The sequence below is a fragment of the Leifsonia sp. TF02-11 genome (genome assembly GCF_017565305.1).
Taxonomy (GTDB): Bacteria; Actinomycetota; Actinomycetes; order Actinomycetales; family Microbacteriaceae; genus Leifsonia.
On sequence record NZ_JAGEKP010000005.1, the window covers coordinates 17,981 to 30,523 of the forward strand.

Annotated in this window: 12 protein-coding genes; 8 read left to right on the forward strand and 4 right to left on the reverse strand. The window is 70.3% G+C overall.

Annotated features, from left to right (window positions below):
* Positions 1-87 precede the first annotated feature (87 nt).
* From JNB50_RS08580 to JNB50_RS08605, 6 genes are all read left to right on the forward strand, one after another.
* Positions 88-1,437 (forward strand): extracellular solute-binding protein, encoded by a 1,350-nt coding sequence (locus tag JNB50_RS08580; RefSeq protein ID WP_208039717.1) that lies wholly within the window; start codon positions 88-90, stop codon positions 1,435-1,437.
* A 140-nt stretch (positions 1,438-1,577) separates the two neighbouring features.
* Positions 1,578-2,534 (forward strand): carbohydrate ABC transporter permease, encoded by a 957-nt coding sequence (locus JNB50_RS08585; RefSeq protein WP_208039718.1) that lies wholly within the window; start codon positions 1,578-1,580, stop codon positions 2,532-2,534.
* Positions 2,531-3,418 carry a carbohydrate ABC transporter permease gene (locus JNB50_RS08590; protein WP_208039719.1) on the forward strand — a complete coding sequence of 296 codons (888 nt, stop codon included), beginning with the start codon at positions 2,531-2,533 and terminating at the stop codon, positions 3,416-3,418. The genes JNB50_RS08585 and JNB50_RS08590 overlap by 4 nt, the downstream gene beginning before the upstream one ends.
* Before the next feature lie 5 nt (positions 3,419-3,423).
* Positions 3,424-5,010: a beta-N-acetylhexosaminidase gene (gene nagZ / locus JNB50_RS08595; protein ID WP_208039720.1), complete on the forward strand. Its 1,587-nt coding sequence runs from the start codon at positions 3,424-3,426 to the stop codon at positions 5,008-5,010.
* Positions 5,007-5,909, forward strand: a complete 903-nt coding sequence (locus JNB50_RS08600) for an ROK family protein (RefSeq protein ID WP_208039721.1) — start codon at positions 5,007-5,009, stop codon at positions 5,907-5,909. The genes nagZ and JNB50_RS08600 overlap by 4 nt, the downstream gene beginning before the upstream one ends.
* Positions 5,902-6,687 (forward strand): glucosamine-6-phosphate deaminase, encoded by a 786-nt coding sequence (locus JNB50_RS08605; RefSeq protein WP_208039722.1) that lies wholly within the window; start codon positions 5,902-5,904, stop codon positions 6,685-6,687. The genes JNB50_RS08600 and JNB50_RS08605 overlap by 8 nt, the downstream gene beginning before the upstream one ends.
* A gap of 119 nt (positions 6,688-6,806) precedes the next feature.
* Here the strand turns inward: JNB50_RS08605 and nagA (JNB50_RS08610) are convergent, their stop codons facing one another.
* The 3 genes from nagA (JNB50_RS08610) to purU are packed head-to-tail and all read right to left on the reverse strand — an operon-like array spanning position 6,807 to position 9,269.
* Positions 6,807-7,958, reverse strand: coding sequence for an N-acetylglucosamine-6-phosphate deacetylase (gene nagA / locus JNB50_RS08610; RefSeq protein ID WP_208039723.1), 1,152 nt, complete (start codon positions 7,956-7,958; stop codon positions 6,807-6,809).
* A complete protein-coding gene (locus tag JNB50_RS08615) occupies positions 7,955-8,332 on the reverse strand; it encodes a YrdB family protein (protein WP_307794653.1) in 378 nt (125 codons plus the stop codon). Before JNB50_RS08615 ends, nagA (JNB50_RS08610) begins: the two co-directional genes overlap by 4 nt.
* Positions 8,333-8,375: 43 nt before the next feature.
* Positions 8,376-9,269 carry a formyltetrahydrofolate deformylase gene (gene purU / locus JNB50_RS08620; RefSeq protein ID WP_208039724.1) on the reverse strand — a complete coding sequence of 298 codons (894 nt, stop codon included), beginning with the start codon at positions 9,267-9,269 and terminating at the stop codon, positions 8,376-8,378.
* Between the two features lie 71 nt (positions 9,270-9,340).
* Between purU and JNB50_RS08625 the strand changes: the two genes are divergently transcribed.
* Positions 9,341-10,810, forward strand: a complete 1,470-nt coding sequence (locus tag JNB50_RS08625; RefSeq protein WP_208039725.1) for a cytosine permease — start codon at positions 9,341-9,343, stop codon at positions 10,808-10,810.
* Positions 10,807-11,349 (forward strand): cysteine hydrolase family protein, encoded by a 543-nt coding sequence (locus tag JNB50_RS08630; protein ID WP_208039726.1) that lies wholly within the window; start codon positions 10,807-10,809, stop codon positions 11,347-11,349. Before JNB50_RS08625 ends, JNB50_RS08630 begins: the two co-directional genes overlap by 4 nt.
* Before the next feature lie 25 nt (positions 11,350-11,374).
* On the opposite strand, the gene nagA (JNB50_RS08635) is transcribed toward JNB50_RS08630, so the two are convergent.
* Positions 11,375-12,535 (reverse strand): N-acetylglucosamine-6-phosphate deacetylase, encoded by a 1,161-nt coding sequence (nagA, locus tag JNB50_RS08635; protein WP_208039727.1) that lies wholly within the window; start codon positions 12,533-12,535, stop codon positions 11,375-11,377.
* Positions 12,536-12,543: the final 8 nt, after the last annotated feature.

Genomic DNA, 12,543 nt, shown 5'->3' on the forward strand with positions numbered 1-12,543 from the left:
CGATCCACGACCCCTGCACCGACGGTGTGACGCACTCGCCCACACTGACCACCCAAGAAAAGCCCGAACACTATGAAGGGAACAGCAATGAAGAGAAAGCTCGTCGGCCTCGCCGCTGTGGCTACGGCTTCCGCTCTCGTGCTCGCCGGATGCGCCTCAGGCGGAGGCCAGGCTCCGAGCACCGATGGCAAGGGAAAGACGGTCACCCTGTGGCTCGTCGGATCAGACACCCCTGACGCGCTCCGCAACTACCTGAAGACGGAGTTCAACAAGGAGACCGGCGCCACGCTGAAGATCGAGCAGCAGGACTGGGGAGACATCGTCACCAAGCTGACGACGTCGCTCCCCGACGCGAACAACACCCCCGACGTGACGGAGATGGGCAACACCCAGTCCCCGACGTTCACGAACGTGGGCGCCTTCCTCGACATCTCCGACATGTACAAGGACCTGGGCGGCGACAAGCTGCTGCAGTCCTTCGTCGACGCGGGCAAGGTGGACGGCAAGAACTACACGCTGCCGTACTACTTCGGCTCGCGCTACATGTTCTACCGCAAGGACATCTACAACGAGGCCGGCGCCTCGGTCCCGACCACGCTCGACCAGTTCAACTCGACCGTCGCCGACATCACGTCGAAGAACCCGCGGAACATCCCGAACTTCAGCGGTTTCTTCCTCGGCGGGCAGGACTGGCGCGACGGCATCTCGTGGATCTTCGCGAACGGCGGTGACATCGCCAAGAAGGAAGGCTCCAAGTGGGTCGCCACGCTCGACTCGGCGGAGTCTCTGAAGGGTCTCCAGCAGCTGCAGGACATCTACAAGAACGCGTCCAAGGCCCCGAACGACGCCAAGGACTCGAACCAGTACATCTACCTGAACGACACCGACCAGACGGTGGACGCCAACGGCAACAAGACGGGTGACACCTCGCTCGCCGCCGCCACCATCATGGCTCCGGGTTGGGCGCACTGGTCGATCGGCGACCTGTCCACCAAGGACGGCAAGGCGGTCCGCACCTGGAACGACAACACCTTCGGCACCTACGTGCTGCCGGGCAACGACGGCAAGCCCGCACCGGTCTTCGCCGGCGGCTCCAACATCGGCATCTCGGCCAAGTCCAAGAACCCGGGCCTGTCCAAGACGCTGCTGAAGATCATCTTCAGCAAGGAGTACCAGGAGCTGCTCGGCAAGAACGGCCTCGGCCCGGCGAACTCGGACTACGTGTCCTCGCTCGGCGACGACCAGTTCGCGAAGGCGCTCATCGAGTCGGCCTCCAACTCGAAGCTGACCCCGGCCGCTCCGGGCTGGGCCGGTGTCGAGGCGGCGAACGTGATGGAGGAGTTCTTCTCCAAGATCCGCGACGCGTCCGACCTGAAGGGCCTCGCCCAGCAGTACGACACCAAGATCAACGCTCTTCTCAACGTGAAGAACGGCTGATCGGCTCCACCTAGCGACACCTAGCAGCGCAGTGGCGAGGGCGCGGAAGCAGCACCACCCCTTCCGCGCCCTCGCTCCTGCCTCCAGACTTTCCCCAACACCCGCACCGCTTTTCCATCTCACCAGGAAGGAGGACCGCCGTGACCACCACCAGCGAGACCGTGACCGCCTCGCCGACCGCGAGCGCACAGAAGCCCATCGCGCCGCGCAGGCGCAAGGGCCGCCTCACGCCGTACACCCTGCTGCTGCCGGCCATCCTCATCCTGCTGCTCGCGCTCGGCTATCCGATCGTCTGGCAGCTCATCACGTCGATGCAGCACTTCGGGCTCGCCCAGCAGTTCGGCAAGCCGGCGCCGTTCGTCTGGTTCGACAACTACATCACGCTCTTCTCCGACCCGTACATGTGGGTCGTCGTCGGGCGCTCGCTCGTCTTCTGCCTGACCACCGCCGCTGTGACCGTGGTGATCGGCGTCGGCCTCGCGCTCCTGATGACCGGCATCTCGCGCTTCCCCCGCATCTTCCTGCAGATCACGCTGCTGCTCGCCTGGGCGATGCCGGTGGTCGCAGCCATGACCGTCTGGAACTGGCTGTTCGACTGGCGGCGCGGCGTCATCAACAACGTCCTGACCTCCTGGGGACTGGACTTCCACAACCACAACTGGCTGCAGAACCCGCTCTCGTTCTTCTTCGTGGCCGGCGTCATCGTGACCTGGATGAGCGTCCCGTTCGTGGCGTTCTCGGTCTACGCCGGTCTCACGCAGGTCTCGTCCGAGGTGCTGGAGGCTGCGCAGATGGACGGCGCGAAGGGCTACCAGCGGCTGCGCTACATCATCCTGCCGATGATCCGCCCGGTGCTCGGGATCGTGCTGTTGCTCCAGGTCATCTGGGATCTCCGGGTGTTCACCCAGATCAAGCTGCTGCAGGACAAGGGCTCCATCGCCAGCGAGACCAACCTGCTCGGCACCTACATCTACCAGCTCGGCGTCGGATCGAGCGACTTCGCGATGGCCAGCGCCGTCTCGGTGTTCGTGCTCGTCCTGACCATCGCGCTCAGCTGGTTCTACGTCCGCCACCTGCTCAAGGAGGACCAGTCGTGACCACCGTCACCGCCGACCGCCAGGTCGCCGCCGACCGCAAGCTCAAGCAGAAGGTCCGCCCCGGCCGCATCCTCCTCGGCGTCCTCGCCGTGGTGCTCGGGTTGATCTGGGTCTTCCCGGTCTACTGGATGCTGAACTCCTCGCTGCTGCCGAACGTCGTGCTGCAGAGCTCGACGCCCACCTGGCTGCCGTTCGGTGGCTCGTTCGACAACTTCGTCGCCGTCATGCAGGGCGGGACGTTCTTCCCCGCGCTCGGGATGAGCCTGGTCATCGCCCTCGTCACCGTCGTGTTCTGCCTGGCGTTCGCCTTCCTGGCCGCGCTCGCGATCAGCCGGTTCAAGTTCCGCGGCCGCACGTCGTTCGTGCTCGCCGTGCTGCTCATCCAGATGCTCCCCGCCGAGGGCCTCTTCATCGCGCAGTACAAGCTGATGGGCTCGCTCGGCCTCCTCAACACCGTGATCGGTGTCAGCATCATTTACATCGCCGCCGTCGTGCCCTTCACGATCTGGATGCTGCGCGGCTTCGTCGCAGGCATCCCCGCCGACCTCGAAGAGGCCGCGATGGTGGACGGGCTGAGCCGCACTCAGGCCTTCCTGCGCATCACCTTCCCGCTGCTGGCCCCCGGCCTCGTCGCCTCCGGCGTGTACGCGTTCCTGCAGGCCTGGAACGAGTTCACCGTGGCCCTCGTCATCCTGCAGGACAACAGCAGCCAGACGCTTCCGCTCTGGCTGCGTGGATTCATCCAGCAGTCCGCGTCGCGGGCGACGGACTGGGGACAGGTGATGGCGGCCTCCACGCTGGTGGCCGTGCCCGTCATCATCTTCTTCCTCATCGTCCAGGGACGCATGACCAGCGGCCTGGTCAGCGGGGCGGTCAAGGGGTGAGCGGGATGTCGGTCACCCGGTCCGATACGGCCGAGGCGCCCGGCCCGACTGACACCGCACTGCGTCGCCGCATCGCGGCGACGCTGCTCCCCGGCTTCGTCGGCACCACCGTGCCGGCGTGGCTCGAGGAACGGCTGCGGAACGGTCTCGGCGGGGTGTGCCTCTTCGGTCAGAACGTCGAGTCGGCCGCGCAGCTGCGCGCGCTGACCGATGCGATCTACGCAGCCAACCCGGACGCCGTCATCGCGATCGACGAGGAGGGCGGCGACGTCACCCGCCTCTACTACGACAGTGGTTCACCGTTTCCCGGCAACGCCGTGCTCGGGCGTCTCGGCGACACCGACTACACCGAGGCGGTGGCGCGTCGCGTCGGCGAGGAACTCCACGCGGTCGGGGTGAACCTCGACCTCGCCCCGGACGTCGACATCAATTCCAACGCCGACAACCCGGTCATCGGCGTGCGCAGCTTCGGATCGACACCCGAGGTGGTCGCCGAGCAGGGCGCGGCGTGGACGCGCGGGCTGCAGTCCGCGGGCGTCGCGGTGTGTGCCAAGCACTTCCCCGGTCACGGCGACACCGCCCAGGATTCCCACCTCGAGCTTCCGGAGGTCGATCTGACCGTCGAGCAGCTGCGGGAGCGCGAGCTGCTGCCGTTCCGCGCAGTCGTGGCGGCGGGCGCCCGCACGGTCATGACGTCGCACATCCTGCTACCGCGCATCGACCCCGACCTGCCCGCCACCTTCAGCCGGGCCGTCGTGGAGGACCTGCTGCGCGGCGAACTCGGCTTCACGGGCGTGGTCGTCACCGACGCGCTCGACATGCACGGAGCGAGCGGAGACCGGGGCATCCCGGAGGCCGCCGTCCTCGCGCTCGCCGCGGGCTGCGACCTCCTCTGCATCGGGACGGAGAACACCGACGCCCAGCTCGCCGCGATCGAAGACGCGATTGCAGTCGCGATCGCCGCAGGACGGCTCGGCGAGGACCGCGTCGAGGAGGCGGCCGGCCGCGTCCGCGCACTGGCCGACGGTGTGCGCGCCGACGCGGCGGCACACACGGCCGCCCGGTCGACCGCCGACGACCGCGGCCGTGCGGCCGACATCGACGACGCGGACGTGGAGCGCGTGCTCGAGGCCTTCGACGTCTCCGGCTACGCAGCGTCCTGGCTGCGCGACCACCACGGCCGCTACTCGGTCGTGCGCGTCGACACCGTCGCGAACATCGCCATCGGCCAGGCCCCCTGGGGGCCGTTCGCCGAGGTTGCGGTGGAGACGGCGACCGACCGAACGCGCTCGCGTTTCGCCACCAACCCCCTGGTGGTGTTCACCGAGGGAGACGATCCCGACCTCGTGCTCGCCGCCGCCTCGCCCGTGCTGGTCGTCGGCAAGGACAATCACCGGCACGCCTTCGCGCGAGAGGCGATCGACCGGCTGCGCGCGCACCGCGACGATGTGCTCGTCGTCGACATGGGCTGGCCGAGCGACGACCGCGCCTACGCCGACATCGCGACGTTCGGCGCCTCGCGGCTGATCGGCCGCGCGCTCATCGAGCTCCTCGACCGCGACGACACGGGCGGTACGGGGGACAACCCGTGAGACTCGGCATCGACATCGGCGGCACGAAGACCGACGCGGTCGCCGTCGACGACGGGGGAGTGCTCGCCCAACGCGTCCGCCTCGCGACCGGATTCGGGCACGCGGCCGTCGTGGAGACGGCGGTGACCGCCGTCGCCCGCATCGGAGAGCTGACCGGACTCCCGGCCGGCGGCTTCTCCTCTATCGGCATCGGCATCCCCGGCATGGTCGACAGCGTCTCGGGTCAGGTCGCCCACGCGGTCAACCTCGGCGTGGAGAGCCTCGCCCTGGGCGGTGAGCTCGCCGGGAGGCTCGGCGTCGGAGTTCGGGTCGAGAACGACGTGAAGGCGGCGGCCCTCGGAGCGTTCCACCTGCTCGGGCTGGATGGGTCGATGGCCTACCTCAACCTCGGGACCGGGATGGCGGCCGGCATCGTCGTCGACGGCCGGCTCTGGCGGGGAGCCACGGGCGTGGCCGGCGAGATCGGCCACCTGCCCGTCGACCCGGCAGGAGCGCTCTGCCGCTGCGGTCAGCGCGGCTGCCTGGAGACGGTGGCGAGCGGATCCGGCATCGCCCGGCAGTGGCGCACGGACGACCCGCTGCCCGCCCGCGCCCTCTTCGCCGCGGCGGCCGACGGCGACCGCGAGGCGCGCGCGATCGCCGCTAGGCTTGCCGAGGGTATCGCCGCAGCGGTGCGGGTGCTCGTGCTGACGGTCGACGTCGACACCGTGGTGATCGGTGGCGGCCTCCGTCATCTCGGGGACCGGCTGCTGAGCGATGTCCACGAGGTGCTCGACGGGTGGGCCCGGACATCCCCGTTCCTCGCGTCTCTCGCGCTGTCCCGGCGAGTGCGCCTCGTCCCCGAAGGAACGCCAGTCGCCGCGCTCGGAGCGGCGCTCGTAGGAGGAACAGATGGCTGAAGTCGTCGTCGTCGCAGACAAGGACGCGGCGGGCGAGCTCGCGGCGGAGTCGATCGAGCGGCTGATCGCCGCCAAGCCCGACGCTGTGCTCGGGCTGGCGACCGGCTCCACCCCGCTCCCGGTGTACCGGGCGCTGGCCCGGCGGGTCTCCGAGAGCGGCCTCGACGTGTCGCACGTCCGCGGCTACGCACTCGACGAGTACGTCGGTCTGCCGGCCGGGCACCCGGAGTCGTACCGCGCCGTGATCACCCGGGAGGTCGTCGAGCCGCTCGGGCTGACGCCGTCCCTGATCCACACCCCGAACGGTGCGCGGGAGACCATCGAGCACGCCGGCGCGGACTACGAGAAGGCGATCGCCGAGTCCGGCGGCGTCGACGTGCAGATCCTCGGTATCGGCACCGACGGCCACATCGGCTTCAACGAGCCAGGCTCGTCGTTCGCGTCGGTGACGCGGGTGAAGACGCTCACCGAGCAGACCCGCAAGGACAATGCGCGCTTCTTCGACAGCGAAGACGACGTGCCCATGCACTGCATCACCCAGGGCCTCTCGACCATCCTGCGCGCACGTCACCTTCTGCTGCTGGCGTTCGGCGAGGGCAAGGCGGAGGCGCTCGCCGGTGCCGTCGAGGGCCCGGTGTCGGCTTCCAACCCGGGCTCGGCCATCCAGCTGCACCCGCACGTCACGGTGCTGGTCGACGAGGCGGCCGCCTCCCGGTTGGCGAACCTCGACTACTACCGGTACGCCTACGCCCACAAGCCGGCCTGGCAGAAGCTGTAGCCCGCGCTCCCGCGCGTCGCGAACGGAGGAGATTCGGCCCACAAGGCCGCTGATCTCCTCCGTTCGCTGCATTTCGGGGGTCCCGGCGCCGGATCTCCTCCGTTAGCCACCGGCGTCCGCTAGAGAAGGCGGCCGTCGGCGAGCACGCGGCGGACGCGCCACTCGTGGTCGAGCAGCACCGCGTCGGCCGCATAGCCGGTGTGGAGGCGACCGAACCGGTGGCCCTCGCCGATCGCCTTCGCAGGCGTGTGCGTGAGCGCCGTGACCGCGGTCACCGGGTCGAGCCCGACGAGGGTGACGGCGTTGCGAAGCGCCGCGTCCTGCGTGAGGGTCGAGCCGGCGATGGTCGACGTACCGGAGAGCACCGCAAGCCCGTCGCGCACGCTGACGTTCAGCCCGCCCAGCCGGTAGTCGCCGTCGGAAGCGCCCGCGGCGGCCATCGCGTCGGTGACCAGCGCGACCCGCCCGGGGGCCTCCCGGAAGAGCAGCCCGGCGACCGATGGGTGCACGTGCAGGCCGTCGAGGATGAGCTCGAGCGTGACCTCAGGGTTCTCGATCGCGGCCATCACCGGCCCGGGAGCGCGGTGATGGATGCCGTTCATGGCGTTGAACGCGTGCACCAGCAGGCGCGCGCCGACCTCGAACGCCCGCCGGGCCTGCTCGTAGTCGGCTGCCGTGTGGCCGATGCCGACGACGATGCCGGCCTCGATGAGTACGCCGATGGCCTCCAACGCGTTCGGCAGTTCCGGCGCGATCGTCGCCGTGCGCAGGGTGCCGCGCGCCGCGCCGATCAGCTCCTCCACCATCTCCGGCCCCGGCTCGCGCAGGAAGGCGTCGTCGTGCGCACCGCGGCGCTCGCGCGCGAGGAACGGCCCCTCCAGGTGCGACCCGAGCACCATTGGGTCGACCGCGGCCAGATCGGCGACGACGCCGAGGCTCTCGCGCAGCGAGGCGAGCGGGTTCGCGACGTGCGAGACCAGTGCGCGCGTCGTCCCGTGCGCGCGATGCGTGGCGAGCGCCGCCAGCATCTCCTCGGGACCGTCGTCGTACGGATGGCCGCCGCCGCCGTGGCAGTGCAGGTCGAGGAAGCCAGGCGTCAGCCAATGGCCCCCGGCGTCGACGACCTCGGCGCCGGGTGCGCGGGCGGCGTCGTGCCAGCCCGTGCCGGAACCGGTCGCGACGATGCGGTCGCCGTCGGTGACCAGCCAGAACTCGTCGACCAGTCCGCTCGCATCCACTTTGCGGGCGTCATGGACGACGACGCCGGTCATGCGAACTCGCGCCGACCGTTGATCACGCCGCTCACGGTGGCCACCACGGCGAAGACGAGCGCGACGATCGGCTGGCCGAGACTCCACCACGCGAACGCCGCGGACCCCATCACGACGAGCTCGACGATCGCCTTCACGAACGGGTCGACGTGCAGCACGGCCTTCGGGGAGCGGAACAGCGCCCACAGCAGGATGGCCAGCGCGGGTGCACCGATTCCGACGACGATGTTCCACGGCAGCGGCCAGGCGATGAATCCCCAGATGCCCAGCGAGACGATCGCGAAGATCTCGAGCAGGAAGCGCAGGATGTCGTTGGCCCGCAGGGCGACGGGACGCTCTGCGGCGGGGGTGTTCGGGTCGTGCGTGGAGGTCACCGGACCAGTGTAGCCGCGCGGCCTCGGCTCCCGCCGTGCGGCCTCAGCGGAAGATGATGGTGCGGGCGCCGTCGAGCAGCACCCGGTCCTCCGCGAACCACTTGACCGCCTGCGTGAGCGTGCGGCTCTCCTCGTCCTGACCGATCGCGACGAGTTCCGGAACGCTGCGCGTGTGGTCGACGCGCACCACGTTCTGCTCGATGATCGGTCCCTCGTCGAGGTCGCTGGTGACGAAGTGGGCCGTCGCCCCGATGAGCTTCACGCCGCGCGCGTGCGCCTGACGGTACGGGTTCGCCCCCTTGAAGCCGGGCAGGAAGGAGTGATGGATGTTGATGGCCCGGCCCGCGAGCTTCTCGCAGAGTTCGGGGGAGAGGATCTGCATGTAGCGGGCGAGCACGACCAGCTCGATGTCGTGCTCCTCCACCGCTTCCAGGATGCGCGCCTCGAACGCCGCCTTCGACTCCGGGTCGGTGACCGGGCGCGATTCGAACGGGACACCGTAGAACCCGGCCAGGTCGCGCAGGGTGCCGTGGTTCGACAGCACGAGCGGGATCGTCACCGGCAGCTGACCCGCCCGCTGCCGGAAGAGGAGGTCGTTGAGGCAGTGCGCGGCGGTGGAGGCCAGCACGAGGGTGCGCAGCGGACGCCCGACGTTGTCGACGTTGTGCGTCATCCCGAAGCGTTCCACGACCGGCGCGAGCGCCCGCTCGAATTCCGCACGGTCGGCCGCCGACTCCACCTGCAGCCGCATGAAGAACCGGCCGGTGTCGGTGCTCGCGAACTGCTGGCTCTCGGTGATGTTGCCGCGCGCGGCGACGATGGCGCCGGAGACGGCGTGCACGATCCCGGGCTGGTCGGCGCAGCTGAAGGTGAGCACCCAGTGGTTGGCGTGGCCGGTGGCGGCGCCGGTCGGGTCGGAAGGGCCGGTGGAGTCCATCCGTCCAGGGTACCGGCCCACACGCCCGCACTCGGTTGACGGCGGCCGGGCCCCTGCACTTGGATCGAGCCATGACGAGCGGTGACGATCGGCCCGACCGGGGCGGAGGCGCGACGGCGACCTTCGGTGTGGAGCTCAACGGCCTCAACACCATCCACGAGAGCGAGCGCGCCGGGCGCGCCCGCGACCTGTTCTGGCCCTGGTTCGGCGCGAACGTCTCGGTGTTCGGTCTGAGCTACGGCTCGTTCCTGCTCGGGTTCGGCATCTCGTTCTGGCAGGCGACGATCGTGGGGGTCGTCGGGATCGTCGCGTCGTTCCTGCTCTGCGGCGTGATCGCCCTCGCCGGCAAGCGCGGCTCCGCTCCGACGATGGTGCTCAGCCGCGCGGTGTTCGGTGTCGAGGGCAACAGGGTGCCCTCCGCCCTGTCGTGGCTTTTGACCGTCGGCTGGGAGACCGTGCTCACGGCGCTCGCCGTGCTCGCGACGGCGACGGTGTTCACCCGGCTGGGCTGGGAGGGCGGCACGGCGACCAAGGTCGTCGCACTGGTCGTCGTGGTCGGGCTGGTCGTCGCCGGCGGCGTGATCGGCTTCCACCTCATCATGCGGATGCAGATGGTGATCACCATCGTCACCGGTGTGCTCACCGTGCTCTACATCGCCCTGGTGCTCGGCCACATCGACCTCGGTGCGGTGGCCGCGCTGCCGGCCGGGGACGTGCCGCACGTCGTGGGCGGCTTCGTCTTCATGCTCACCGGCTTCGGACTCGGCTGGGTGAACGCGGCGGCCGACTACTCCCGCTATCTGCCCCGTGCGACCCGCAGCGGCGGGGTCGTCGGCTGGACGACCTTCGGCTCCTCGCTCGCTCCGGTCCTCCTGCTGATCTTCGGGATCCTGCTCGCCGGTTCGTCCGAGTCGCTCTCGAAGGCGATCGCGGCCGATCCGATCGGCGCGCTGGCCTCGCTGCTGCCGACGTGGTTCCTGGTGCCCTTCGTCATCGTCGCGGTGCTCGGGCTGGTCGGCGGCGCCGTGCTCGACATCTATTCCTCCGGGCTCGCGCTGCTGAGCGTCGGGGTGCGGGTCCCACGCTACGTCGCCGCGGGGATCGACGGCGTGATCATGACGGCGGGAGCCGTCTACGTCGTGTTCTTCGCGAGCGACTTCCTCGGCCCGTTCCAGGGCTTCCTCATCACGCTGGGTGTGCCGATCGCGGCGTGGTGCGGCATCTTCGTCGCCGATATCGCGCTGCGTCGGCGCGACTACGCGGAGGCGGAGCTCTACGATCGCCGCGGCAGGTACGGGGCGGTGCGCTGGCTGCCCATAGCCTTGATCGCAGCGGGCACCGCGGTGGGCTGGGGACTGGTCACCAATGGCTCGGCGGACTGGCTGAGCTGGCAGGGCTACCTGCTCGGGCCGCTCGGGCTCGGCGGCAGGACGGGGGACTGGGCATACGCCAACCTCGGCGTGCTCGTGTCGTTGGCGATCGGCTTCCTCGGCGTCCTGCTGTTCGGGAGGCGGGCCATCCGCCGCCAGGAGGAGCGGTGACGGGGCGAACGCTCGTCGTCGTCGACATGCAGCAGGTCTTCGGCGACCCGGCGAGCCCGTGGTTCACGCCGCGGTTCGCCGACGCGGAGGCCGTGATCGCCGGGCTGCTGCCCGCGTTCGGTCCACGAGCGGTGTTCACCCGGTTCGTCGCCCCCGAGCAGCCCGACGGCGCCTGGATCCGCTACTACGAGCAGTGGCCCTTCGCCCTGGTGCCCGCCGACGATCCGCTCTACGACCAGGTGCTCGGGTTCCGGGATACCGGCCATCCCGTCGTCTCGCTGCCCGCGTTCGGCAAGTGGGGACCGGAGCTGCGGGACGCGATCGGCGACGCCGACGAGATCGTGCTCACGGGCGTCTCCACCGATTGCTGCGTGCTGTCGACGGCGCTCGCCGCGGCCGACGCCGGCATCCACGTGCTCGTCGTCGCGGACGCCTGCGCCGGGGCGACCGACGCCGACCACCGACGGGCCCTCGACGCGATGGCGCTCTACGCCCCGCTCATCGAGATCGTGAGCAGCGCCGACCTCGACGGTTCCTGACGGATCGAGCGGCCGACCGATCGGCTCAGCGGCCGACCGGGGCCCCCGCCGACCAGACCTGCAGCACATGGAAGTCGTCGTCGAGCAGCACGGCGTCGGCCGCGTACCCGGGCGCCAGCCGCCCGAGGTCGGCACCCCGCCCGATGGCAGCGGCGGGCGTCTCGGTGAGCGCGAGCACAGCCTCCTCGACGCTCACGCCGACCTCCTGGACCGCGCGGCGCAGCGCGTCGTCCTGGGTGAGCGTCGAGCCCGCGATCGACCCGCCCCCGGCGAGCCGGGCGACGCCGTCGCGCACCTCCACGCGCAGAGCGCCCAGGAGGTAGTCGCCGTCCGCTTCGCCGGCGGCGGCCATCGCGTCGGTGATCAGCGCCACCCGGCCGGGCGCCGCAGCGAACGCCATCCGCACCACCTCCGGGTGCACGTGGATGCCGTCGTTGATGACCTCCACGGTGACCCCCGGAGTGCGGGTCGCCGCGGCGACCGGGCCGGGCGCCCGGTGGTGGAGGCCGTCCATGCCGTTGAAGGCATGCGTCAGGATGGTGGCTCCCGCGTCGAAGGCGGCGCGGGTCTGCTCGTAGTCGGCGCCGGTGTGCCCGACGGCGACGGCGACGCCCGCACCGGCGAAGGCGCGGACGGCTTCCATGCCGCCGGGGAGTTCCGGGGCGATCGTGACCTGGCGGAGAGTGCCGCGGGCGGCCTCCAGCAGCAGGTCGATGTCGGCCGGTGTCGCGGACCGCAGCAATGCGGGGTCGTGCGCGCCCTTGTGGCCGACGTCGAGGAAGGGGCCTTCGAGGTGCGAGCCGAGCACGCGGGGGTCCTCCGCCGCCAGCGCAGCGATGGTCCCGACGCGCTCGGCGAGCTCGGGGACGGTCGCCGTGACCAGCGACACGACGAACCGCGTGGTGCCGTGGCGCTGATGGAGGTCCAGCGCAGTGCGGATCGCCTCAGCACCGTCGTCGAACGCCGCGCCGCCCCCTCCGTGGCCGTGCATGTCGATGAAGCCGGGCGTCAACCACCCGCCGTCGGCGTCGGTGACGATCGCGTCCGGTGCGCCGGCGACGGCGGCGACCCAGCCGTCGCCTGTCCCCGCTGCGGCGACGCGGCCGCCGTCGAACAGCACCCAGGCGTCCCGGGTGACACGGCCCTCGCTGACGAGGCGGGCGGAATGGATCGCGTGCACAGACATCCTCTCCA

Excerpts from the sequence above, each read along its gene's own strand:
- JNB50_RS08580 (WP_208039717.1), top strand. The coding sequence starts at position 88 with ATGAAGAGAAAGCTCGTCGGCCTCGCCGCTGTGGCTACGGCTTCCGCT.
- nagZ (WP_208039720.1), top strand. The coding sequence starts at position 3,424 with ATGTCGGTCACCCGGTCCGATACGGCCGAGGCGCCCGGCCCGACTGAC.
- JNB50_RS08605 (WP_208039722.1), top strand. The coding sequence starts at position 5,902 with ATGGCTGAAGTCGTCGTCGTCGCAGACAAGGACGCGGCGGGCGAGCTC.
- nagA (WP_208039723.1), bottom strand. The coding sequence starts at position 7,958 with ATGACCGGCGTCGTCGTCCATGACGCCCGCAAAGTGGATGCGAGCGGA.
- purU (WP_208039724.1), bottom strand. The coding sequence starts at position 9,269 with ATGGACTCCACCGGCCCTTCCGACCCGACCGGCGCCGCCACCGGCCAC.
- JNB50_RS08625 (WP_208039725.1), top strand. The coding sequence starts at position 9,341 with ATGACGAGCGGTGACGATCGGCCCGACCGGGGCGGAGGCGCGACGGCG.
- nagA (WP_208039727.1), bottom strand. The coding sequence starts at position 12,535 with ATGTCTGTGCACGCGATCCATTCCGCCCGCCTCGTCAGCGAGGGCCGT.